The 23,651-nt window shown below is 68.8% G+C and carries 18 protein-coding genes and 3 tRNA genes; 11 read left to right on the forward strand and 10 right to left on the reverse strand.

Annotated elements, in window-relative coordinates; genetic code table 11:
• The first annotated feature begins 189 nt into the window (after positions 1 to 189).
• From EUC46_RS07430 to EUC46_RS07445, 4 genes are all read left to right on the forward strand, one after another.
• Entirely contained in the window at positions 190 to 2,367 is a 2,178-nt protein-coding gene (locus tag EUC46_RS07430; RefSeq protein ID WP_128773545.1) for an alpha-galactosidase, read from the forward strand.
• A 347-nt stretch (positions 2,368 to 2,714) separates the two neighbouring features.
• Complete coding sequence (locus EUC46_RS07435; protein WP_128773546.1) at positions 2,715 to 3,620, forward strand: carbohydrate ABC transporter permease; 906 nt, start codon at positions 2,715 to 2,717, stop codon at positions 3,618 to 3,620.
• 12 nt (positions 3,621 to 3,632) lie between these two features.
• Complete coding sequence (locus EUC46_RS07440) at positions 3,633 to 4,568, forward strand: carbohydrate ABC transporter permease (RefSeq protein WP_128773547.1); 936 nt, start codon at positions 3,633 to 3,635, stop codon at positions 4,566 to 4,568.
• A gap of 9 nt (positions 4,569 to 4,577) precedes the next feature.
• Complete coding sequence (locus EUC46_RS07445) at positions 4,578 to 5,954, forward strand: ABC transporter substrate-binding protein (RefSeq protein ID WP_128773548.1); 1,377 nt, start codon at positions 4,578 to 4,580, stop codon at positions 5,952 to 5,954.
• Positions 5,955 to 6,055: 101 nt separating this feature from the next.
• Here the strand turns inward: EUC46_RS07445 and EUC46_RS07450 are convergent, their stop codons facing one another.
• The 10 genes from EUC46_RS07450 to EUC46_RS07495 all read right to left on the reverse strand — a co-directional run bounded on the left by EUC46_RS07450 (position 6,056) and on the right by EUC46_RS07495 (position 12,745).
• Entirely contained in the window at positions 6,056 to 6,265 is a 210-nt protein-coding gene (locus EUC46_RS07450; protein ID WP_128773549.1) for a helix-turn-helix transcriptional regulator, read from the reverse strand.
• Between the two features lie 20 nt (positions 6,266 to 6,285).
• Complete coding sequence (locus tag EUC46_RS07455) at positions 6,286 to 6,663, reverse strand: hypothetical protein (RefSeq protein WP_241655467.1); 378 nt, start codon at positions 6,661 to 6,663, stop codon at positions 6,286 to 6,288.
• Between the two features lie 63 nt (positions 6,664 to 6,726).
• Positions 6,727 to 7,500 carry a CPBP family intramembrane glutamic endopeptidase gene (locus EUC46_RS07460; RefSeq protein WP_128773551.1) on the reverse strand — a complete coding sequence of 258 codons (774 nt, stop codon included), beginning with the start codon at positions 7,498 to 7,500 and terminating at the stop codon, positions 6,727 to 6,729.
• Between the two features lie 166 nt (positions 7,501 to 7,666).
• Entirely contained in the window at positions 7,667 to 8,626 is a 960-nt protein-coding gene (locus tag EUC46_RS07465; RefSeq protein WP_128773552.1) for an AEC family transporter, read from the reverse strand.
• Positions 8,627 to 8,655: 29 nt separating this feature from the next.
• Positions 8,656 to 9,642: an endonuclease/exonuclease/phosphatase family protein gene (locus EUC46_RS07470; RefSeq protein WP_128773553.1), complete on the reverse strand. Its 987-nt coding sequence runs from the start codon at positions 9,640 to 9,642 to the stop codon at positions 8,656 to 8,658.
• Positions 9,643 to 9,651: 9 nt separating this feature from the next.
• Positions 9,652 to 10,158 (reverse strand): peptide-methionine (R)-S-oxide reductase MsrB, encoded by a 507-nt coding sequence (gene msrB, locus EUC46_RS07475; RefSeq protein ID WP_164918776.1) that lies wholly within the window; start codon positions 10,156 to 10,158, stop codon positions 9,652 to 9,654.
• 247 nt (positions 10,159 to 10,405) lie between these two features.
• The gene (locus EUC46_RS07480) at positions 10,406 to 12,100 is read right to left on the reverse strand and encodes a mechanosensitive ion channel family protein (protein WP_128773554.1); all 1,695 of its coding nucleotides are present in this window, start codon (positions 12,098 to 12,100) and stop codon (positions 10,406 to 10,408) included.
• A gap of 324 nt (positions 12,101 to 12,424) precedes the next feature.
• Positions 12,425 to 12,497: transfer RNA gene (locus EUC46_RS07485), tRNA-Phe, on the reverse strand.
• Between the two features lie 49 nt (positions 12,498 to 12,546).
• Positions 12,547 to 12,620: transfer RNA gene (locus tag EUC46_RS07490), tRNA-Asp, on the reverse strand.
• Between the two features lie 52 nt (positions 12,621 to 12,672).
• A tRNA-Glu gene (locus EUC46_RS07495) sits at positions 12,673 to 12,745 on the reverse strand.
• A gap of 172 nt (positions 12,746 to 12,917) precedes the next feature.
• On the opposite strand from EUC46_RS07495, the gene EUC46_RS07500 reads away from it, so the two are divergent.
• From EUC46_RS07500 to EUC46_RS07530, 7 genes are all read left to right on the forward strand, one after another.
• Positions 12,918 to 13,307 carry a metallopeptidase family protein gene (locus tag EUC46_RS07500; RefSeq protein WP_128773555.1) on the forward strand — a complete coding sequence of 130 codons (390 nt, stop codon included), beginning with the start codon at positions 12,918 to 12,920 and terminating at the stop codon, positions 13,305 to 13,307.
• A gap of 114 nt (positions 13,308 to 13,421) precedes the next feature.
• Entirely contained in the window at positions 13,422 to 14,777 is a 1,356-nt protein-coding gene (locus tag EUC46_RS07505; protein WP_338324474.1) for a glycoside hydrolase family 3 N-terminal domain-containing protein, read from the forward strand.
• Between the two features lie 213 nt (positions 14,778 to 14,990).
• Complete coding sequence (locus EUC46_RS07510) at positions 14,991 to 15,743, forward strand: ABC transporter ATP-binding protein (protein ID WP_241655468.1); 753 nt, start codon at positions 14,991 to 14,993, stop codon at positions 15,741 to 15,743.
• Positions 15,744 to 15,746: 3 nt separating this feature from the next.
• Positions 15,747 to 18,314, forward strand: coding sequence for an ABC transporter permease (locus EUC46_RS07515; RefSeq protein WP_128773557.1), 2,568 nt, complete (start codon positions 15,747 to 15,749; stop codon positions 18,312 to 18,314).
• 82 nt (positions 18,315 to 18,396) lie between these two features.
• Positions 18,397 to 20,517, forward strand: a complete 2,121-nt coding sequence (locus EUC46_RS07520; protein WP_206645933.1) for an ABC transporter transmembrane domain-containing protein — start codon at positions 18,397 to 18,399, stop codon at positions 20,515 to 20,517.
• Positions 20,517 to 22,253, forward strand: coding sequence for an ABC transporter ATP-binding protein (locus tag EUC46_RS07525; protein WP_128773558.1), 1,737 nt, complete (start codon positions 20,517 to 20,519; stop codon positions 22,251 to 22,253). The genes EUC46_RS07520 and EUC46_RS07525 overlap by 1 nt, the downstream gene beginning before the upstream one ends.
• A 247-nt stretch (positions 22,254 to 22,500) precedes the next feature.
• Positions 22,501 to 23,457: an ion transporter gene (locus EUC46_RS07530; protein WP_206645934.1), complete on the forward strand. Its 957-nt coding sequence runs from the start codon at positions 22,501 to 22,503 to the stop codon at positions 23,455 to 23,457.
• Positions 23,458 to 23,651 lie beyond the last annotated feature (194 nt).

Here is a 23,651-nt window from a genome sequence, read left to right on the forward strand (position 1 = left end):
AGCACCCCGCAAGGCGCGGCCGCCAGGTCGATCGTGCCATACGAACACCGGCCGCCGCGCGTCACAGTCACTCCACAACTGCGAACATCTGATGTCAGATTGACGCATTAGTGGTTGACAAAGTGTCTCTGCGCTCATTAATTTCATATTGAAAGTAACCGCGCCTCGCCCTGCCCCGGAAGGACTGCGATGACCCTCCATCTGCGCAACGCCGGCACCTCCCTCGTTGTCGACACACCCGGTGACCGTTTCCCCGTGGTGCGCCACTGGGGCGCCGACCTCGGCGACTTGAGCGCCACCGCCCTCGAAGACGCCGCCACCGCGGCCCGAACGTCTTTGGGAACCAATACCGCCTGGATACTCAATGACCTCCCCATCCTCCCCCTGGCCCACCTGGGCTGGTCCGCCCGCCCCGCCGTCGGCCTCCACCGCTCCGACGGCACCTCCTTCTCCTTCCACCCCGAGACCGTCACCCACACCGCGGGCCGGGACGAAGCTGCCGTCGGCACCGTCCACACACTGACCTCCACCGGCACCGACCCCGCCCACGGCGTCACGGTTGTCTGCGAGCTCCGCCTGGAGGCCTCGGGCCTGGTACGCGTGCGCGCCGGCGTCCACAATGACGCGCAGGGCCGCGATGACCTCGACCCCACCCTCTTCGTGGACGAGGTCACCCCCTACCTGCCCCTGCCCGACAGCGCCGACGAAGTCCTTGACATGTCCGGCCACCACATCCACGAGCGCACCCTCCAGCGCCACGCCCTGACCGCCGGCACCCACCTGCGCGAGTCCTGGGAGGGGCGCCCCGGTCACGACGCCACCACCTGGGTGGCCGCGGGCCGCAGCGGCTTCGGCTGGCGCAGCGGCACCGTCCACGGCGTGCACCTGGCCTGGTCCGGCTCCACCCGCTCCCTCATCCTCAACCCGCCCCAGGGCCGCAAACTCCTGGGCGCCGGCGAGTTGCTGGTCCCCGGCGAGGTGCGCCTGGAGGCCGGCCAGTCCTATACCTCCCCGTGGGTCGTCTTCTCCTGGGGCGAGGGCCTAGACGCCCTGGCCCATCGCGGCCACGCCTTCCTGCGCGCCCTGCCCTCCCACCCCAGCCGGCCGCGCCCCGTCCTGCTCAACACCTGGGAGGCCGCCTACTTCGACCACGACCTGGATCGCCTTAAGACCCTGGCCGACCTGGCCGCCTCGGTGGGAATCGAACGCTACGTGCTCGACGACGGCTGGTTCTCCTCCCGCCGCGACGACACCTCCGGCCTGGGCGACTGGCAGGTCTCCACCGAGATGTGGCCCCAGGGCCTGGGCCCGCTGGTCGACTACGTCCACAGCCTCGGCATGGAGTTCGGCCTGTGGTTCGAGCCCGAGATGGTCAACCTCGACTCGGACCTGGCCCGCACCCACCCGGACTGGATCCTCTCCGACGGCGCCGGCGGCGCCCCGGAGCACCGCAACCAGCGTGTCCTGGACCTGTGCGCCCCCGGCGCCTGGGAGTACCTGTACGAGTCGATCTGCGCACTGGTGGAGCGCCACGACATCGCCTACATCAAGTGGGACCACAACTCGCCCCTCTTGGCGACCGGGCACCAGACCGCCGCGCCCACGGCCGGCCACCACGGCGGCGGCGCCGTCCACGACCAGACTCTGGCGCTCTACCGCCTCCTGGACGCCCTTCACGAGCGCTTCCCCGCCCTGGAGATCGAGTCCTGCGCAGGCGGCGGGGGGCGCATTGACATGGGGATTATGGAGCGCACCCAGCGCGTGTGGGCTTCAGACTCCATTGACGCCCACGACCGCCAGGACATCCAGCGCGGCACCACCCTCCTGCTGCCCCCCGAGCTCATGGGCACCCATGTGGGCGCCGGCCGCGCCCACACCACCCTGCGCGACCTCGACATTGACTTCCGCGCCGGCACCGCCCTGTGGGGGCACATGGGCGTGGAGTGGGACCTCACCGAGGCCGACGAGCCCACGCTCAAGCGCCTGGCCGACACCATCGCCCTGCACAAGGAGCTGCGCCCCCTGCTCCACTCGGGCCTGACCGTCCACGCGGACCTGGCCGACGACGACGCGCTGCGCATTGAGGGCGTTGTGGCCGTTGACGGCTCCCAGGCCATTTTCCAGATCGCCTGCCTGGGCCAGCTCATCTCCTGGCCCACCGCGCCGCGGCCTCTGCCCGGACTGGACCCGGAGCGGATCTACCGAGTCGAATTGGCCGCCCCGACCTACCCCGAGCTGGACCTGCGGGCGGAATGGATGGACAAGGGGGTAATTCTGCCCGGCTCCTACCTATCGACCACGGGACTGGCCCTGCCAGTCCTCCACCCCGACCACCTGATCCTCGTGCGCGCCACCGCTGTCGACTGAGGCTTTCGGGCGCGGGTACCGGCTAATGGCCCGGCCTGACGATTCGGCCCACGCACTCCCCGCCGCCGGGGCGTCGCGGGCAATCTCAGGCAATCACGGGCAATAGTGCCACCGGCCGGCCCCCGCTCCACCTGCTCCCCCACGGCTGCGGGCCGGCTGGGCACGAGCCGGCCGGCCCCGCCCGGGGCCGCCACCCCACCTGATCCCCGGGGCTCCTCGGGGCCACCACCCCACTAATCCACCACCCGCCACTCCCAAAACTCCCGCTCCGGTGCTGAGGGTGCAGCAGCTGCTGCGCCCTCAGCCCTCGGCAACCCGGACCTGTCAATGACGACCTGGAAGGAACCATGTCCACCACCGCCCTATCCAAGCCCACGCTGCGGCGCAAATCCCGCAGCGACGCCCGCCTGGGCTGGGCCTTTATCCTGCCTGCAGGAGTCGGCCTTATCGCCTTCTACATCTGGCCCCTCATTCGCGGCATCTGGCTGTCCTTCACCGAGTACAACCTGCTCACCCCGGAGAAGTTCACCGGAGTTGCGAATTATCAGCGCATGATTCGCGACGACACGTTCTGGAACGCCATCTGGGTGACCCTGGAGTACGTCGTGCTCAACATCGGGTTCCAGACGATTCTCGCTCTGGCCATCGCCGTGCTCATGCAGCGCCTGACCCAGTCCACGCTGGTGCGCTCCATTGTGCTCACCCCCTACCTGGTCTCCAATGTTGTGGCGGCCATGCTGTGGCTGTGGATCCTGGACAACACCCTGGGCGTGACGAACCAGATCATTGAGGCCCTCACCGGGGAGAGCGTTAACTTCTTCTCCTCCGCCCTGGCCATTCCCACCATCGCCTTCATCAATGTGTGGCGGCACATGGGCTACACGGCCCTGCTCATCTTCGCCGGCCTCCAGGCGATCCCCAACACCGTCTACGAGGCGGGAAAGATCGACGGCGCCAGCGAGTGGACCATGTTCTGGCGGATTACCATGCCGCTGCTGCGCCCCATCCTGGCCCTGGTCCTCATTATGACCATGATCGGCTCCTTCCAGGTCTTCGACACAGTCTCGGTGACCACCCAAGGAGGCCCGGTCAACGCCACCCGCGTACTCCAGTTCTACATCTACGACCTCGCTTTCGGCCGCTTCCAATTCGGGTACGCCTCAGCAATCGCCGTTGGGCTGCTCATTATCTTGGCGGCCATCACCGCAGTGCAGTACCGGCTCATGCGGGCCGGTCAGACGGACCTGGACTGAGGGAGAACCACCATGAGCACAACCACGACAACCGCGACCACCACGTCATCCTCGACCCCTCAGCCCAAGCGCCCTCGCCCCACCGTGGGCCGTGTCCTGGCCTGGGTCGCCATGATCCTCATCATGGCAGTCACGCTCCTGCCCTTCTACTGGGTCCTGCGCACAGCCCTGTCCTCCAATGCGGGGCTGGCCTCCGACCCCACCTCCATCCTGCCGGTGGATACCAACCTGCGCGGCTTCGCCCGCGTCTTCGGCCTGCAGGGCTCCGAGGAGGCCATAGCCGATGGCGGATCGGGCGCCTCCATCCACTTCTGGACCTACCTGCGCAACTCCGTTGTCGTGGCCACCCTGGTCACGGCCGGTCAGGTCTTCTTCTCCGCTATGGCCGCATATTCCTTCGCACGTTTGCGGTGGAGGGGCAGGAACACCGTCTTCGGAATCTTCCTGGCCTCCCTCATGGTGCCCTCGATCTTCACCCTGCTGCCCAACTTCGTGCTGGTCAAACAGCTCGGCCTCATTGACTCCCTGCTGGGAGTGGCGCTGCCCACCATGCTCATGACGCCCTTCGCCGTCTTCTTCCTGCGCCAGTTCTTCATGAATATTCCCCGCGAGCTGGAAGAGGCCGCCCTCCTGGACGGCGCCTCGAAGATCCGGGTCTTCTTCCAGCTCATCCTGCCCATGGCCAAGGCCCCCATCACCACCCTGGCAATCCTGACCTATATCAGCGCCTGGAACGACTACTTCTGGCCCTTGCTGGTCTCCTACACGGACTCCTCGCGAGTGCTGACAGTGGCCGTGGCCGTCTTCAAGTCCCAGTCGCCCCAGACCGGCCCCGACTGGTCCGGCCTCATGGCGGCCACGCTCGTGGCCGCCCTGCCCATGCTGCTGCTGTTCATGGCCGCGGCCAAGCGCATTGTTAACTCCATCGGTTTCACCGGGATTAAGTGAGGGACCGACATGCTCAACAAACTCATGCTCACCCGTCGTACCGCCCTGGGCGCCCTGGCGGCCGCCACCGGCGCCATGGCGCTGAGCGCCTGCGCGCCCTCCGGCGACTCCGACGGCGACCAGAACACCATCGACTACTGGCTGTGGGACGCCTCTCAACAGCCCGCCTACCAGGCCTGCGCCGATCGTTTCAAGGAGAAGACCGGCATTACGGTGCGCATTACCCAGATCGGTTGGGGCGACTACTGGACCAAGCTGACCGCCGGTTTTATCGCCGGCACCGGCCCCGACGTCTTCACCGACCACATTGCCAAGTTCGCCCAGTTCGTCGACCTCGACGTCCTGGTCCCCCTCGAGGAGCAGGCCGCCTGGGCCAACGTCGACGAATTCCTCTTCCAGGAGGGCCTTATCGACCTGTGGAAGGGTGAAGACGGCCACCAGTACGGCTGCCCCAAGGACTGGGACACCGAGGCTGTCTTCTACAATATGGACATGGTCACCCAGGCGGGCCTAACCGAGGAGGATCTGGCCACCTGGACCTGGAACCCCGACGACGGCGGCACCTTCGAGAGGATTATCGCCCGCCTGACCGTGGACAAGAACGGCGTGCGCGGGGACGAGGACGGCTTCGACCCCAAGCACATTGCGGTCTACGGCCTGGGCATCCAGAACGCCGGAGCAGCCGACGGGCAGACCCAGTGGAGCCCTTTCACCGGCTCAGTGGGGGACTGGATGTACACCGACAAGGAGACGTGGGGCACCCGCTACCGCTATGACGACCCGGACTTCCAGCGCACCATTGACTGGTACTTCGGCCTGGTGGACAAGGGGTACCTGAACCCCAACGGAGCCTTCTCCTCCACTACCAGCACCGATGTCATGCTGGGCTCGGGTTCGGTGGCCGCGGCCATTAATGGCGCATGGATGTTCAACACCTTCGCGGGACTGGACCTCAATGTGGGCATTACCGCCAACCCGGTGGGCCCCAATGGCACCTCCGCCTCCCTGTTCAACGGCCTGGGCGACTCCATTGTCAAGCAGTCCACGAAGATCGAGGCGGCCTCGAAGTGGGTGGCCTTCCTGGGCACCACCGAGGCTCAGGACATTGTGGCCTCCTACGGCATTGTCTTCCCGGCGATCACTTCCTCCAGTCAGAAGGCGGCCGAGGTTTTTCAGGCGACGGGCCTGCCCACTGAGCCCTTCACCCAGCACGTTGAGAACGGCACCACCTTCTTCTTCCCCCTGACCTACTTCGGTGCTGACGTCACCGCCATTATGACGCCGGGCCTGGATGAGGTTTGGACCGAGCGGGTTCCGGCCTCCACGCTCACGAAGTACAACGATCAGGTCAACCTCCTCTTCGAGACCTCCACGCACGACAAGTAGGGCCGGTCAGCGCAGGTGGGGCGCCGACCGAGGCGAAAGGCCTTCTGGCGGCCGCCTGGCCGCCAGAAGGCCTTTCGGCCGCCGGGGGACTGACCGGCTGATCAGTCCCCCGGTGCGCCGCCGTCGGGGTTGAAAACCTCATCGACACGCAATTCGAAGACCGCGGCAATAGCGAAGGCCAGGCGCAATGACGGGTCGTACTTGCCCTTCTCAATAGCGATGACCGTCTGCCGTGAGACCCCCAGCGCCCGGCCGAGCTCCGCCTGGGTCCAGTGCTTATCCCGGCGCAGGCTCCGTACGCGGTTCCACATCGCAGGCCGCCAACGCAGCTTCAGGAGTAGCGCCGTCGAGCCAGGAACGCCCCCAGCATCCAGCTGGCCATGAGGAGCGCATAGGCCCACATGAAGGACAGGTCGGCCAAGCCGAAGGCCTGGAAGACTCCAATGACCAGGATCAGCGGAGTCCCCACGGCGAAGCCAATGGCCAGGGAGTCCACCATAATGGAGCGGGCCAACTCATCGGCCTCCCGCCAGTACTGCATGACTGCGCGCACAATCAGCACCACCGAGGGAAGCACAATGAGCGCGCTGAGCATCCGCCACGGCGGGGCCAGGGCGCGTCCGACCAGCAGGGCCACCGCCAGTAGCGCGCAGTAGACCACCACGGCCACACCGAGACGGATGAAGTAGTGGCGGGTGGCGGGCTCCATGCCCCGGATTCTACGCATCAGCCCCGCCCGGTCAGCGGCGTGGGCGGGCCGTACCGGCCGGCTTCACAGTACTGCACTCGCCATGAGCGGCAGCCCCAGGCCAAGCAGATCCATTAACCAGTGCCCGACGGCCAGCGGCATAACCCGCTTGCGCCAGATGAGCAGCCCGGCGAACACGAGCCCGGCGAGGAAGGTCCGTACCACGCTGGCGACAGCCATCCGGGGGTCGGGCAAGGCGAAACCGATGTGCTGAAGGGCGAAGACCGCGGAGGCGGTCAGCACGGCGCCCACCAGCCCGATGCGCCCCTGGAGACGGGGCTGGAGGTAGCCGCGGTAGAGCGCCTCCTCGGCCAGCCCAATGGTCACCGGCATGACCGAAACGGCAAACAGCCCCAGCCACAGCGGCACGGCGCCGCCCCCATAGGAGGCCTCCGGCGGCGGCCCCTGGTAGGCGACCAGGTTGCCGATGAAGGTGGCGGGGAACCAGGCGACCAGGATAATGAGTCCGCACAGCAGGCCCCAGGCGAAGTCAGCGCCCCGCACGGGCTGGAGCAGGTCCGCCAGACCACGCCCCTCGGCGCGCAGGAGCCTGTGGACCAGGACGAGGGTCACAATGTCAATGACGACAATGAGGACGTTCATCCACAGCATTGCCCTCCCCATGGCGATGAGGGAGGCGCCGCAGGCAATGATGAGGGCGGGCCGCAGGCCCAGGGCCAGGGCCAGACGGGGAGCGGGGGTGCCGCGGACCGGGGCCGAGGCGTCAACATGGGGCGTATCGACGGACGGGGCCTGAGCCCCAGCGCCGTCAGGGATGGAGGTGGAGGGTGTACTCATGCGCCAAAATGTATGAGCTCCTTGACATTGACGTCAAGGAGCCTTGACATTTTTATTGTTGCCGCCAACGCCCGAGTCCTGCCCACGGCCCGGGCCCCGCCCGCCGGCGGTCCTCTTCCCCCGCCGTCCGTCCCCGGCCGGGCGGCACTGAGCACAACTGAGCACATTAGCGCAGCAGCGCGGAGGCGAGCAGCACTATTGGCACGAAGCCCGCCGTCGTGAGCAGCACGGCGTCGCGCGCCAGGGGCACGGCCCGCTCGTAGCGCGAGGCGTACATGAACACGTTCTGGGCAGTGGGCAGGCAGGCCATGGTCACGGGCACCAGCAGCCCCACCCCGCGCAGCCCCAGCACCGCCCCCAGGCCCGCCGCAATGACCGGGGCGGCGACCAGTTTCCAGCCCACCGCCCACCATAGGGCCCGCTCCTGCCCGGCCGAGGCGGGCGCGGCCCGGCGGCCCCCGCGCCGCGAGCGGCGGGCGTCGGCCAGGCTCAAGCCCAGGGAGATCATCATAAGGGGCACGGCCATGCGCCCCAGCAGGTCGAGGATTTCGCGCACGTGCCCGGCGGCCACCGCGTCCAGGGGGACGCCGGTGAGGTTGAGGGCCACCCCGCCGAGGACCGCCAGTACGAGTGGGTTGCGCAGGGGTGCGGCGGCCCGGCGCAGTGGGGAGGCGGCCAGGCGGCGGGTCGTGGTGTCGAGCACCGCGAAGGCGGTGGGTGTGAGTATGAGGAGTTGAAGCAATAGGACTGGGGCAATGGCGGTGGCGTCCCCAATGACGAGCACGGCCACGGGAATGCCCAGATTCGCAGCATTGACGTAGGCCGAGGCCAGGGCCCCAATGACCGCCTCGGGCAGTTCGCGGCGGAGTAGCCCCCAATGCACCGCGAAGGCCCCCAGGACCGACACCACCTCGGCGACGACGGCGCTCAGGGTGCGAGCGGAGAGCACGGCTCCCAGCTCGGCGTCGGCCAGGGTGGTGACCAGTAGGGCCGGGGTGGCGGCGAAGAACGCCAAACGGGTGAGGATGCGGTCGGCATCGTGCGGCAGCGCGCCGGCGCGCCCCAGGCCCCACCCCACGGCAATGACCGCACCGAACACGGCGAGCCCCCCAAGCACCTCCCCCATGGTTGTTGCGCCCGCCCCGCTCCCCGCTCTCAGCCGGCGACAGGCTCGAGGTCCACCCAGGTGCAGGCGTGGTCGGAGACGACGAGGCTGCGCGCGCCCCCGCCCACGGCTCGCAGCAGCGGGCGCTCGGGCCCGACCCATGCCGGGGCGCCGGCCGCCTGCGCCGTAGCCAGGGGGAGTCCGTTGGCGTCGGTGGGCCACGGATCGGTCAGGACGTGGTCAATGCGGTGCACGGGCCCTGAGGCCGGGTATGTGGGCCCCTCTCCCACGGGGCGGGCCACCCCCAGGGCGGCGAGGTGCTCGGCGCGCAGGTTGAGGTCGCCGGCCAGAACGTGCGGGCCGGGCAGGGTGGTCAGGGCGCTCCAGGCGGCGGCCAACTGGGCGGAGGCGATCTCCCGTCGGGTGGCCAGGTGGGCGGCCCCCACAGTCATGGCCCCGACTCCGGGCACGGCGCCGGGTTCAATGGCGGCGACTAGGAGGTTGCGCGCGGTGGCGGTGAACAGCCGGTAGGAGCGCGGGTCCAGGGGGTTGTCGCCGCGTCGCACGACTGTGGCCGGGCCGCGCCCCAGGCGCTGGATGCGCCAGGCGCCCACACGATGGCGGCTGAGCAGGGCGTTGCCGAAGCCGGCGGGCTTGGCGCCGGTCAGGGCGCGGGCCGGCCCCAGGATGTCGTCGGCGGGCGACTCCAGGGCCGAGCGCAGGGGGCGGCGGCGCAGGCCGGCAATGGGGCCGGCGTACGTGGCGGCGAAGCGGTGGTGCTCCCAGCCCAGGAACTCGGCCAGGACGGCGACCTGGTCCAGGCGCCCGGAGCGGGGCTGGTGGAGGTCGACCTCCTGGAGGGCGACAATGTCGGGGGCGAGCTCGGCGAGCTGCTCGGCCAGGGCGGCCAGGACGGCGCGGGCGGTATGGGGGTCGCGAATGTCGGCCCGGGCCAATGACCCGGCGGAGGCTGATCCGTCTCCAGCGCCGGCACCGGGCTGCCCGTGCTGGAGGTTGAGGGTCAGGATGCGCAACATGAGTGCTCCTTAGGGGTGTTCGTCGGCGTCGAAGGTCAGGCTGATGGAGTTCATGCAGTAGCGCTGGCCGGTGGGGGTGTGGGGGGCGTCAGCGAAGACATGGCCCAGGTGGGAGCCGCAGGCGGCGCAGCGCACCTCGGTGCGCACCATGCCGTGGGAGGTGTCGGTGGACAGGGTGACGGCCTCGGTGTTGGCGGGGTCGTAGAAGGAGGGCCAACCGCAGTGGGAGTCGAACTTGGTGGTTGAGCGGAAGAGCTCGGCGCCGCAGCCCCGGCAGCGGTAGACGCCTTCCCGCGCCTCGTGAAGGTATTCGCCGGTGAAGGGCCGCTCGGTGCCGGCCTCGCGCAGGACGTGGTACTCCAGTGGAGTCAGGGCGGCGCGCCACTGAGCATCGGTGCGGGCAATGGCCGCCGGGTCCAGATGCGGGGCGGAGCCGGTGGGGCCGCCATCCGGGGCGGCACTGGCCGGGCGGTGGGCCGGAGTGGGGGTCGAGGCGGTGGGCTCATTGGAGGTCACGGGGCCATGGTGGACCTCACAGATGACGGGCACGAGACGCTTTCACGCAGCGGGAACGGCGCCACCCAACCTGTTCGGCGCGCACGCCGCCCTCAGACATGTGGGCGCCCGGCAGCCGACCGCGCGATTCCGCCGTTCTTCACCTCGCGGCGTAGCTCGTGGGGGCGCATCGCTGACAGCGATGCGCCCCCACGAGCTACTGGTCAGGGCCTGCGCCAGCCTTGGCCCGGGCGCCGGGCAGGCGGGTTCAGCTGTCCTTCTCCTCCGGCTCCTGTGGTGCGGTCGGCATGGTGGACTCGGTGATTGCGGGGATCTCGGCCGTCTCGGCGGCGTCAGCCGCCTTCGTCGCCTTAGTGGCCCTCACCGCGGAGGTGGTCTTCACCTTGTGAACCTCGGGCTTCTTGGTCCCGGGCTTGACAATGGTCTTGACCTTGCCCGAGACCTGCGCCCCGGCCCTAGCATCGCGCTCAGCGTAGATCTCCTGCTCATTGGTTGAGATCACGCTTGTCTCCTCGCCGCTTCCGCGCCGTTGCACGCCGCGCGGCGCGGCGTCTTGAATGCCCTCGCCGGCGATGTCGTCGCGGGCCAGGATCCGGCGCCGACGCACCTTGTCCCGCCGGGCGCGCCGCACTGGGGAACGGCCCTTGGCGGCGGCGCGCAGGCGCGCAGCCTCAATGGGGTCGTTCTCGACGGGGACTTGGATGGACGTGCCCTCGACCGGCGCGGCCGCAGCGGGCTGCTGAAGGGCGACGAGCTCCTCGGCCAGACGGGCGACCTGCTCCGGCTGCGGGTCGTGGCTGACCTCGACATTGTCGACCTCGACGCGGGTGCGCGGCAGGGCGTAGGGGGCCGTGGTCTGCATCCAGGTGACGAGCTCCTCACGCACATGGCACTGGAGTCCGAAGACGGTGGAGGCATCGGGGCCGGACAGGGCGATGCGCAGGGTCACGGTGCCCCCGGCGGTATCGGTGACGTCGAGGTTCGCCACGCGCCCGTCCCAGGCGGGGGCGGCGGCGACAATACGGGCCAGCTCGGCGCGGACGGCCGCCACGGGCACCCGCCAGTCGAGGTCCAGGGTGAGGGTGCCGGTGTGCTCGGTGCCGCGACGCGACCAGTTCGCGAAGGGGTTCTGCGTGAAGTGGGTCGAGGGGAGGATGACGCGCCGGTCATCCCATGAGCGCACCACCACATAAGTCAGGGTGATCTCCTCAATGGTGCCCTGCTCGTCGTCAATGACCACGACGTCGCCCACCCGGATGGCGTCAGTGGTGGCCAATTGGATGCCGGCGAAGACGTTGCCGAGGGTGGACTGGGCGGCCAGACCGGCAACCACCGAGACCAGACCGGCGGAGGCCAGGAGCGACCCCATGGCCACGCGGGCGCTGGGGAAGGTCATAACGCCGCCCACCGTGCCGCAAATAATGATGATGGCCTCGGCCACGCGCCGCATGATCTGAGTCTGGGTGGTCACGCGGTTGGCGCGTCCCTCGTCGCCCGCGGCGCGCACGGACTCCACGACACTGGACTCCAGGGCCTTGGCCAGCCCGACAATGAGCCAGGTGGCCGCCAGAATGACGCCAATGAGCAGGATGTGCTGGGTGGCCGTGGCCCAAGCGGGGGCGGACAGGTCGACGACGGCGATCTGCGCCCCCAGGTAGGCGCCGGTGAGACCGCCCAGGCCGTAGGCGGAGTTGCGGCAGAAACGGGCGATCTCCGCCAGGATGGTGCGCTGCCGGCTCATGGAGCGCAGGACTGCAATGACAATGCCGGCGATAGCGATCCCCAGGATCGCCCCGAGCCCGGCCTTCCAGGCGAAAGCAAGTAAGTCGACAGTGGTTTCGACGACCGCTTCAGCGGCCTCCGAGGTGGCGTCGTCAGAGGGCGACGGTGTTGAGGGCTCCGCGGCAAGGAGCACCGGGGCGATTGCGCTCAGAAGATGCATGGGGGCACCGTACGAGCCCGGCCTGAGCCCAACCTGAGTGCCTGCTGAGGATGCAAAGACGTGTCCGACACCCCATCCGTAAACCGCGGCACCTGTCGATTAAGCCTGGTATTTCGCCCATTGCTCCCGGAAACCCGCCCGCCGATTCCGGCTTTCTGGGATGAGACTGGCGCCCTCACCATCAGTCTCATCCCGGCATGTCGGCTTGGGCCGGCGAGGCGCACGACGGGGCACTGGGCCGGTAGGACACCCGGCAGGGCACCGGGCCGGCGGGACGAACAGCGCGAGGCCCCGCGACCTTGTGGGTCGCGGGGCCTCGCGCAGTGGCTCCGACCGGCGTCGATCCGGTGACCTTTCGATTTTCAGTCGAACGCTCTACCAACTGAGCTACAGAGCCATGGAACAGTGACGGCCCGATCATTCGTGACCGGGCCGGTCCTTATCCGCGACCTCGACGGGACTTGAACCCGCGACCTCCGCCGTGACAGGGCGGCGCGCTAACCAACTGCGCCACGAGGCCTCGTGTGGCACGAAGCCGAGCCCTTGCGAGCTCTATACGCTCGCACGAACCGTACCCCCAACGGGATTCGAACCCGTGCTACCGCCGTGAAAGGGCGGGGTCCTAGGCCGCTAGACGATGGGGGCCTGTGCCCTTGGCGTCGTCGCGCCTCGAACCGGGTAGAACACTAAGGGGCGGCACGCGCGCCACGCAAATCTGTTCGACGTGACCCTCCTCACCGATCTTCGCGCGTCCTGTCCGGCAACCCGCAGGTCGAAGAGCGGCACCACTGTAGAGGCCATATGGAAGGCTCCCCCCATGAGCCCCGTGCACCTGTCCAATGAGGCCTTCGAGGAGGCCGTGGCCGACGCCCTGGACCTCATTCCCGCAGATCTCGCACAGGCCATGGACAACGTTGTCATCCTCGTCCTCGACGAACCCGACCCCGACATGCTGCGCCCCGAAGACCGCGATTCAGAAGGATTGCCGACCCTTCTGGGCCTATATGACGGCGTGCCCTTGACCGAGCGCGACGAGGGCTGGTCCATGGCCCTGCCCGACCGCATTCTCATCTTCCGCGGCCCCCTCCAGCGGTGGTGCACCACCCGCGAGGAGCTGGTCCAGGAAATCGAGGTCACCGTCATTCATGAAATCGCCCACCACTTCGGCATAGACGACCAGCGGCTCCACCAGCTGGGGTGGGCCTGAGGACTTTCGAACTTTTCGGCACGGGCCCCGCTCCCCCACCGCACGTGCGCACCGCGGAGGGTCGGGCTCGTGGTGGACTCCCGCGGCGCATGCCCGTGCCCTAGGGTGCTGGTCATGAAGGGCCGCCGCCGGCCTGCCGCGCCGGGCGCGGCGGGCCCCTCCAGTTCAGTCGCAATGGGCTCCACCACGGGCTCAACCCCGGAGGACCCCACCGCCCCAGTCCCCACCGCCTCCGCCGGGCCGCACCGCCCCGATCGCCTCGGCCGGGTGGGCCGGCGCCCGGTGGTCATGGCCGCGCTACTCGGGGCCACGGGCCTGGCCGGGTGCAGTCCACAGGGCACCCGGACTGCGAGCCCATCCACGACGGCCCCCGCCCCCTCACCGGCGACGGCCACGCCGACACCGTCGGGAACCGCGAGCGCGGATCCACTTGCGGGCTGGACCCTGGAGGAGAAGGTCGGCCAGCTCCTCATGGTCGGTGTGGACGCCTCCGCGCCCGCCCCGGCCTCCACCGACGCCGTCGTGTCCCACCACGTGGGCAATATCTTCATCTCCGGCAGGTCCCATGCGGGCGGCCCGGCCGTGCGCGAGGTCATTACGTCCTTCACCGACCTGGTTGGCCCCACCACCACCCGCAACACCCCCCTGCTGGTGGCCACCGACCAGGAGGGCGGGGAGGTCCAGGTCCTGGCCGGCCCCGGCTTTTCCACCATCCCCTCCGCGCTCGATCAGTCGGCGCAAACGGCCGACCAGCTGCTCTCCTCGGCCACCGCCTGGGGCCGGGAGCTGGCCGACGTCGGGGTGACCATGAATCTGGCGCCAGTGGCCGACCTGGTTGACATTGCCGACCCGTCAACCAACGGCCCCATTGGGCAGTGGGGCCGCGAGTACGGCCATGACGCCGCCACGGTTTCCTCCCGCGCGACCGCCTTCGCCCAGGGCATGCAGGCCGGCGGCGTCATCCCCACCTACAAGCATTTCCCCGGCCTGGGCCGGGTGAGCGAGAACACGGATGTCGCCTCCCAGGTCACCGACACCGTCACGACCCGCTCCGGGGACCAGGCGGTGTCGGTCTTCGCCAATGCCATTGCCGCCGGCGCACAGTCGATCATGATGTCCTCGGCGGTGTACTCGCACATTGACGGAGCCTCACCCGCCGTCTTCTCCTCGGTGGTGGTCACCGACATGCTCCGCACTGAGATGGGCTTTACCGGGGTGGTCATGACCGACGACGTCGCCGGGGCGGCGCAGGTGCTGGACTGGGAGGCCGGTGAGCGCGCCCTCCTGGCGGTCAAGGCCGGCTGCGACCTGGTGCTCGCCGCAGCCGACCCCGCGGTTGCCACGCAGATGGCCCAAGCCCTTGCCGCGGCTGCCCGCGCCGACCCGGTCGTCGCGGCGCGGGTGGATGAGTCGGCCCGCCGGGTACTGGCCTTGAAGGACAGCCGGCAGCAGTCGACGCCGGACTCCTAGCGCCCGTCGCCGGCGGGGACCGGGCCGGTGCGGGAGGGCGGTCGCCGAGGACGGCGCCGGCTGTCATCCGCATGGACGATGCCCGCACCAGGGGCGCCGTGACAGGATCGACATATGCCCACTCACACATTACGCAGCACGGACCCAGTTTCTGAGGCGCCTCTTCTCCAGGCTCCCACGCCGGTTGAGGACCCGGTTATTGTGGCGAGATCCTTGACGAAGATATACGGGCGCGGAGCCGCTGCCGTCACCGCCCTGGACGCCGTTGACGTGGATATTGCGCGTGCCCGCTTCACCGCCGTCATGGGCCCCTCGGGCTCGGGCAAGTCGACCCTCATGCACTGCCTGGCGGGCCTGGACTCGGTGACCTCGGGAACTATCGAGCTTGACGGCGAGCGGGTCTCCTCCATGAGCCAGCGCCGCTTGACCAAGCTGCGCCGGGAGCGCATTGGCTTCGTTTTCCAGTCCTTCAACCTGGTGCCGACCCTGACCGCCGAGGAGAACATCACCCTGCCCTTGGACATTGCCCGCGCCAAGGTCGACAAGGAGCGTTTCAACCAGGTGATTGAGTCCGTGGGCCTGGGCGACCGCCTGTCCCACCGCCCCGCCGAGCTCTCCGGCGGCCAGGTTCAGCGCGTGGCCTGCGCCCGCGCCCTGGTGGGTAATCCTGCCGTCGTTTTCGCCGACGAGCCCACCGGCAACCTTGATTCCCGCTCCACTGAGCAGGTCCTGAACATTCTGCGTCGCAGCGTTGATGAACTGGGCCAGTCGGTGGTCATGGTCACCCATGAGCCCGACGCCGCCGCCTGGGCCGACACCGTCATCTTCTTGCGCGACGGGCACGTCGTCGCCCAACTCGACGACCCCGACCGGGACCGCGTCCTCGACGCCCTGCGCGAGCTGGGCGACGGCGGCGGGCCCGGGGGCGGCCCCGCCCCGACCGGGCGCGGCTCCACGGAGGCCTGAACCATGGTCCGCGTCGCTTGGCGCTCCATCCGCGCCCACCTCAGGCAGTTCATCCTCACCACCGTGGCCGTGGTCCTCGGAGTGTCCTTCCTGTCCGGGACACTGGCCCTGCGCGCCGTCCTGTCCGACACGTTCTCCGCCCTGACCTCCTCCACCTTCACCGCCGACCTGTACGTCACCGGCCAGCCCATCACCGGCACCGTGGGCACCGCGAATCTCGTAACCGAGCCGGTGGACGCCTCCCTGGCCGAGCAGATCGAGCAGGTCGACGGCGTCGCCGAAGCCACCCCCCAAGCCTCGCTCACCGGCGTCCTGGTGGGGGCCGACGACACCCCGGTGACGTCCATGGGGGCGCCCACCCTGCTGCTGCCCATTGGCGCCGAGGACACCGACATTACCTGGATCCAGGGCCGCGCACCCTCCGGGGAGGGCGAGATCGCCCTGGAATCCGGCGCCATAGAGCGCTCCGGGCTCAAGCCCGGGGACTCCACCCACCTGGTCATCCAAGGTGATCCCACTGAGGTCACGGTGGTTGGCGAGTTCAGCTTCGGGACCTCCATGGCCGGGGCCACGCTGGTGGGCATGGACCGGGAGTGGATTATGCCGATCGCCGCCCCCACCGGGCAGGTGAACTCCATTTCCATCATTGTGGACAGCGGCGCCGACGTGGCGGCCGTCAAGGACCGGATCACCTCCGCGCTCCCGGACTCGGTGCGGATTCAGACCCGGGAGCAGACCATTGACGAGCGGAATGCCTACATTGAGAGCATCTTGGGTTTCGTACAGACCTTCCTGCTGGTCTTCGTCATTCTGGCCATGTTCGTGGGCTCCTTCATTATTATGAATTCTTTCGCCATGAGCGTGCGTCAGCGCGTCAAAGAGTTCGCCCTCCTGCGGGCCGTGGGGGCCTCACCGGGCTCGGTCTTCGGCACCGTTTTCCTTCAGGCCGTGGTCATTGGCCTGGTGGGGTCGGCGCTGGGGGTGGGCGTCGGCGCGGTTATTCTCAAGGGGATTGTGGCCCTGCTCAATGCCGCCGGCATGCCCTTGGCCGACGGCGTGCCCTTGACCACCCCGATCATTATCGTCTCCCTTGTTGTGGGCATGCTGGTCACCGTCGTCGGCGCCCTGCTGCCGGCGCGCGAGGCGGCCCTGACCCACCCGGTCGAGGCCATGCGCGGCGTCTCGGGGGCGCGGGATAAATCGCTGGTCGCACGCACCATCATTGGGGGCCTGTTGACGGCGGCCGGTCTGGCTGCGGTAGCAGCCGCCTGGGCGGGCGAGGATCTGGAGCAGCGCAACCTCATCCTGGGGGTGGGAGCCGGCGCCGTCCTGCTGGGGCTGCTGGTGATATCCCCGATCCTGGCCCGCCCCGTGGTGGGGCTCATTGGCCTGCCCTTCCGGTTACTGCGCCCCTCGGGTCGTTTGGCCGCGCGCAATATTGTTCACAACCCGCGTCGCACCGCCAACACCTCCGGGGCCCTCATGGTGGGCATGGCCCTGGTGTGTGCGGGCGCAACCCTGGCCGCCTCAGTCGATTCCTCGGTATCCGACGTCGTCGACGACTCCATGAAGGCCGACTTCATTGTTGAGCCGGCTGTGACCAGCGTTCTGACGCAGCTCCCCGCCGATATGGTCGCCCAGATCGAGGCCCTTGACGAGGTCGACACCACCACCGCCTACAAGGCCTATGTGGTCTCCGCGGCCATGCCCGACGGCTCGCAGCAGCCCATCGCCCAGGTCAATATCATCCCCGGAGCCGAGTACATCGACTATTACGATCTGTCCGTCCAGTCCGGCTCCCTGGATGACCTCGACGCGACCCACCTCGCCGCCAACACTGACACCGGTCTATCGGTGGGAGACACCGTCGCCCTCACAGGCCCCATGGGCGGCGTGCAGGCGACCGTGGTCGCCGTCGTCGATCCCGATGGCATCACCGGCATGTTCTACGCCACCCCCGATATGGTGGTTCAGCTCGGATCGTGGACCGGCGCCACGCCCACCGACCCTTCCCAGGTTCTGGCCAGCCCCCTGGGCATGTTCGTGTCCCTGGTTGATGGCGCCGACGCCGAGACCGCCCGCGGCCGCATTGAGGAGATTGTGGCACCGACCTACCAGTACGCGGTGCTCGACTCCCATGAGGTGTCCGACCGGATCGGCCAGCAGGTCAACCAGATGCTGTCGGTGCTGTACGCCCTACTGGCCCTGTCGATCGCCATTGCAATCCTGGGCATTGTCAACACCCTGGTGCTCTCGGTCAGTGAGCGCACCCGGGAGATCGGGCTCATGAGAGCCGTGGGCCTGGGCAAGGCCCAGCTCGGCGGCGAGATTATGGTCGAGTCGGTGCTCACCGCCCTGTACGGCACGGTGGTGGGAGGAGCCACCGGGGTCTTCCTGGCGGCCGCCCTGCGCCGAGTCCTGGAGGCCGACGGCCTGACCACCCTGGCCATACCCTGGGGGCAGCTGGTGGTCATGCTCGTCATCTCAATAGTTGTTGGCGTCATTGCCGCCGTGTGGCCGGCGCTGCGGGCGGCGCGCATGCCGGTCCTGGACGCCATTGCCACCGAGTGAGCCCGAGTGAGCCCACGCGCCCCGGGGCGCTCTTGTCAGGGAGCGCCCCGGGGCGGGGGCGACAGGCTAGGCTCAGGCCACCATGGCCAACCTGATCGAGCGCTTTTTGCCCTCCCCCGACGCGCCCCTGCCCGAACCCCCCAGTGCCCCGGCCGCGCTGCTGCGCTGGCTGCTGGGCCGCGCCGCCGCACCACTGGCCGTGGCCACCGCCGCCTCAGCGGTGGCCAGCATTATTCAGGCGATTGTGCCCGCCTTTCTGGGGGCCGCCCTGGACGCCGGCATTGAGAATGGCCTCAATGGCCGCATCTGGACTCTCTGCCTGGCCCTCCTGGCGCTCTTCGTCGTCTATGCCGTGGGCGACACCCTGCTGTCCTTCTACGGGGCGATGTGCTGGATGCGGGTGACCTTCGACGTCGACCGACTCGTGGGCCGGCAGGTTTCCATTACTGGGGCGGCCCTGCCCCACCAGGTCTCCACCGGTGAGGTCGCCTCCATTGTGGCCTCCGATTCCCAGCACCTGGGCAACCTGGCCCAGCGCCTGCCCACCCTGCTGGGGGCTGTTGCCTCTTACGCGGTCGTGGCCGTCCTCATGCTGGGTACCTCAGTGCGCCTGGGGCTCATGGTGCTTATCGGTATGCCGCTGGTGGCCTGGATCGTCACTCTGGTCATTCGGCCGCTCCAGCGCCGCCAGGCCGTTCAGCGCCAGGCCCAGTCCGAGGTCACCACCATTACCACCGACACCGTGGCCGGCTTGCGCATTCTGCGCGGTATTGGCGGGGAGGACGTCTTCGCCACCCGCTACCGCGACGCCTCCCAGGAGCTGCGGCGCCGCGGGGTGGAGGTGGCCGGCACCCAGTCGATCCTCATGAGCCTCCAGGTGCTCCTGCCCGGCCTGTTCGTGGCCGCCGTGGTGTGGGCGGCGGCGCGCCTGGCCCTCAGCGGGGCCATGAGCGCCGGGAGCCTGGTCACCTTCTACGGCTACACCGCCTACTTGTCCTGGCCGCTCATGGTCTTCTCCAACTCCGTGCAGGACCTCGCCCGCGCCCGGGTGGCGGTCCGCCGCCTGAGCCGGCTGCTTCACGTGCGCCCCCAGGCCGGGACCGTTGCCGAGCGCCTGGGACTGGACCCCTCGCGTGAGCAGGCTGTGAGCGGAGGCATTGTCGACACCGCCACCAACGTATACCTGGCTCCCGGTCGGATGACGGCGCTAGTGGCCCCCGACCCCGGCCTGAGCACCGAGATGGCCACGCGCCTGGGCAGATTCGACGACAGCGCCCCCATTGTCACCCTGTCCGGCCGGCCACTGCCTCAGATGGGCCTGGGGCAGGTGCGCGCCTCCATCACTGTTTCCGGCGCCACCGCCCAACTGTTCACCGGCACCCTGCGTGAGGCGCTCAATGCACGTGGGGCCCCGAGCCCCGTGCCCGTGGGGGTGGCCGACCTGGTGCGCGCCGAGCAGGAGCGCGCCGGGGTCGCCGACGTCGACCAGCAGGTCCGCCCCCAGGCCGACCGCCTGGAGGGCGATGAGCGGCTGCTGGCGGCCCTGGAGGTGGCCGACGCCGCCGATGTGCTTTCTTCCCTGGACGCAGGGCTGGCGGGCATGATCACGGAGAAGGGGCTCTCCCTGTCCGGGGGTCAGCGTCAGCGGGTGGCCCTGGCCCGGGCCCTGCTCACCGAGGCGCCAACCCTGGTCCTCATTGAGCCGACCTCCGCCCTGGACTCCCACACCGAATCCCGGGTGGCCCAGCGCCTGCACGACGCCCGGCGGGGACGCGCCACGGTCGTGGTCACCGCCTCCCCGCTGGTCCTGGAGGCCTGCGACGAGGTGCTTCTCCTAGACGAGGGCGGTAGCTTGCTGACGCGTTCAACGCACCGCGAACTGCTGGCCCGGGCCCGTGCCGGTGATGTGGACGCCTTGACGTACCGGAGGATTGTGGCCCGCGCCAGCGGCGAGGAGTGCAGCGGGCCGGACCATGACACTCATGGCACCTGTGCGACGGCCGCCGCCCCAGGGCGTGGAAGCGCTCCAGGGCGTAGGAGCGCTGAAGTCGGCGCGCCCGCCCCGCCGGCCGGCGACCCCGCCCAAGTCGCCCCAGTCACCCCGGCGGCATCCCCCGTCCAGGCCGCCCCGGCAGCGACATCCCCCGCCCCGGCCGCCTCCTCCACCCAGGCCACCCCGGCCCCAGCCCAGGAGGTGGGGTAATGGCACTGCCCCTGGCCACAGGCGGGGTCGCTATGCGCAAGACCCTGGGAATCATGGCCTCCTACCAGTGGCGTTTCGTCGGCGTCCTCGCCCTCCAGATCACCGCAGTCCTGGCCACCCTCGTGGCTCCCTGGATGCTGGGCCAACTCGTCACCCGCGTCTCCCAGGGGCGGGCCACCGTCACCTACATTGACACCGTGGTGGCGGTCATTGTGGTCGTCACCATTCTGGGCGCCGTCATTAACCGCTATGCCCAGATGCACGCCCGCACCCTGGGCGAGTCGGTGTTCGCCGACCTGCGTGAACGGATGATGGCCCGCGTGGTGCACCTGCCCTTGAGCGCCGTCGAATCCGCGGGCACCGGCGACCTGGTGGGACGCACCACCAATGACGTCTCCCGCATAGAGTTCCTGGTACGGGTGGGCATTCCCCAAATCATGGTGTGCGTGGTGACCATCCTCTTCACACTGCTGGCCGCCGCCGTCGCCGACCCGCTGCTCGCCATTGTCCTGCTGCTCATCGCCCCACCGGTGTGGATCATGATGCGCTGGTACCTGGGGGTCTCCGTGCCCGCCTACCGGGCCAACTCGGCGGCCTTCGCCCGCCTTAACGGCGTGGTCACCGAAACCGTCGAGCACGCCCAGACCGTTGACGCCCTGGGGATTGGCTCCCGGCGCGAGGCCGCCATCGCCGCCAGTGTCGCCGAGGCCTGGAGCCTGGAGCGCTTCACCGCCGCCCTGCGCATGCGCCTCTTCCTGGTGCTCGACGTCGCCTGGCGGGCTCCCGTGGTCCTCATCCTGCTGTGGGGCGGGTTTCTGGCCTCCCACGGCTGGGCGACCTTAGGGGCGATCACGACCGTGTCCCTCTACGCCATGGAACTGCGCAAGTCGATCGGCCAGCTCATGTTCTGGATTGACCTGGTGCAGGTCTCCCAGGCGTCGCTATCGCGCATCCTCGGCGTCGAGGAGGTCGCCCCCGACCGCACCCCGACCGGCGCCGTGCCCGAGGGCAGGCGCATTGAGCTGCGCCAGGTGCGCTTCTCCTACCGTGAGGGTGTCGAAGTCCTCCACGGCATTGATCTGGACCTGGAGCCCGGGGAGCGGCTGGCCGTTGTCGGCCCTTCAGGCTCGGGGAAGTCGACCCTGGGACGGATGCTCGCCGGCATCCACCCGCCCTCCTCCGGGTCGGTCACCGTGGGCGGGGTGCCCTTGACGGACCTCAGTGAGACCGAGCTGCGCCGCCACGTCGCCCTGGTCACCCAGGAGCATCACGTCTTCGTGGGCACCATTGCGGACAATATTCGCCTGGGGCGTCCCGACGCCGACGACGCCACCATTGCGCGCGCTATTACAGCCATTGGGGCGCACACCTGGGTGGATGCCCTGCCCAAGGGCATGGAGACAATGGTGGGTTCAGGGCACCTGGTTCTCAGCCCCGCCCAGGCCCAGGAGGTGGCCCTGGCGCGGCTGGTGCTCCTGGACCCCCACACCCTCATCCTGGACGAGGCGACTTCCCTGCTCGACCCGCGCGCCGCCCGCACCCTGGAGCGAACCTTGTCCACGGCGCTGGCCGGACGCACTGTCATTGAGGTGGCGCACCGGCTGTACACCGCCCAGGACGCCGACCGGGTGGCCGTGGTCATGGACGGGCGGATCGTCGAGCTCGGCACGCACGACGAACTGGTGGCCCTCGGCGGCGAGTACGCCAAACTCTGGGAGGCCTGGAGTCAGGAATAACCCGGAGCAACCAGGAATAACGGAGTAATACCGTATCGGGAAGGGCAGGGGGTCTGCGCGGGTCGGGCCGCGGCTGCTGGTCAGCGATTCGCCCGGTGCACAGGGCGGTTGGTCTCCGCGCCCCTGACCGCACCCGACTGCCCATCGGCTCGACTACGGGCACCTCTTCCCCATGCGCCATCCCGCCGCAACCGTTTAAACTCCCGGCGGTACCCCACCACCCCTACCTCACGACGGAGGTCATCGGTTGAGCACAACGGTCGCCCCGTGGCGTCGCCACCTTGACACGTGGATCCACTCCCCCAAAGTCCAGAACGCCGTTATGGCGATTATCCTGCTCAACGCCGTGACCATCGGCGTGGAGACAATGGTCGCCCACGATTCCCGGGCCCATCAGGCCCTGTCCCTCTTGGACCGCATGGCACTGGGAGTCTTCCTCGTTGAGATCGCCCTCAAGCTCATTGCTGTGGGACCGCTGCGCTTCTTCCGCTCCGGATGGAACACTTTCGACTTCTTGGTGGTGGCCGTGGCGCTGGTGCCCGGGGCCGGGCCGTTGTCGATGCTGCGAACCTTGCGGATTATGCGTCTGCTCCGCGTCATCAAGTTCATGCCCGGCCTGCGGCGGGTGGTTGAGGCGCTGCTGCGCTCCCTGCCGGGGATTAGCGCGATCGCCCTGCTCATGGGGTTAATCTTCTACGTCGCCGCCGTCATGGCGACAGTCATGTTCGGCCAGGCCTTCCCCGAGTGGTTCGGCAGCATTGGCCGCTCCTTGTACTCGTTGTTCCAGATCATGACCCTGGAGAGCTGGTCCATGGGGATCGTCCGGCCGGTTATGGAGCACAGCCCCTGGGCGTGGGCGTTCTTCGTGCCCTTCATCCTGGTGTCGGCCTTCACCATGCTCAACCTTTTCGTGGCGGTCATTGTGGACACCATGGGGCAGATGGACCATGAGATCGCCGCGGAGGAGCAGGCGGGCACAGCGAACGCCGAGGCGACCGGGGCAACCGCCTCCAAGAATGCTGCCGGAGAAGCGGTCGGACCTGGATCGCGTACAGAAGCAACCGTCGTGGCGGCCGGCGAGGCGGCGCTCCACGCCGATGTGCTGGAGGAGCTTCGCGCACTGCGCCACGAGATCGCTGAACTGCGCACCTCCCAGGAGGTCCGGATCGCTTCTCAGGCCGCCCGGGTACCAACCACGAAATAAACCCCCTGCAGGCGGGCCTCGCGCCGAAAATACTGGTTGCGGCCAGTAAGACTGGTGACGGCGGCGTTGTTTTTAGTGTCCTTGTTTTTCTTCGGCGGTGTCGGTGAGGAGGGAGGTGAGGCGTAGGACGTTGTAGGGGGTGGAGGTTTCGGTGGTGGTGAGGGTGCCGTTGATGGGTTGCCAGGTGGTGGTGC

The organism is Actinomyces oricola, assembly GCF_004104015.1.
In the GTDB taxonomy this organism is placed as follows: Bacteria; Actinomycetota; Actinomycetes; order Actinomycetales; family Actinomycetaceae; genus Actinomyces; species Actinomyces oricola.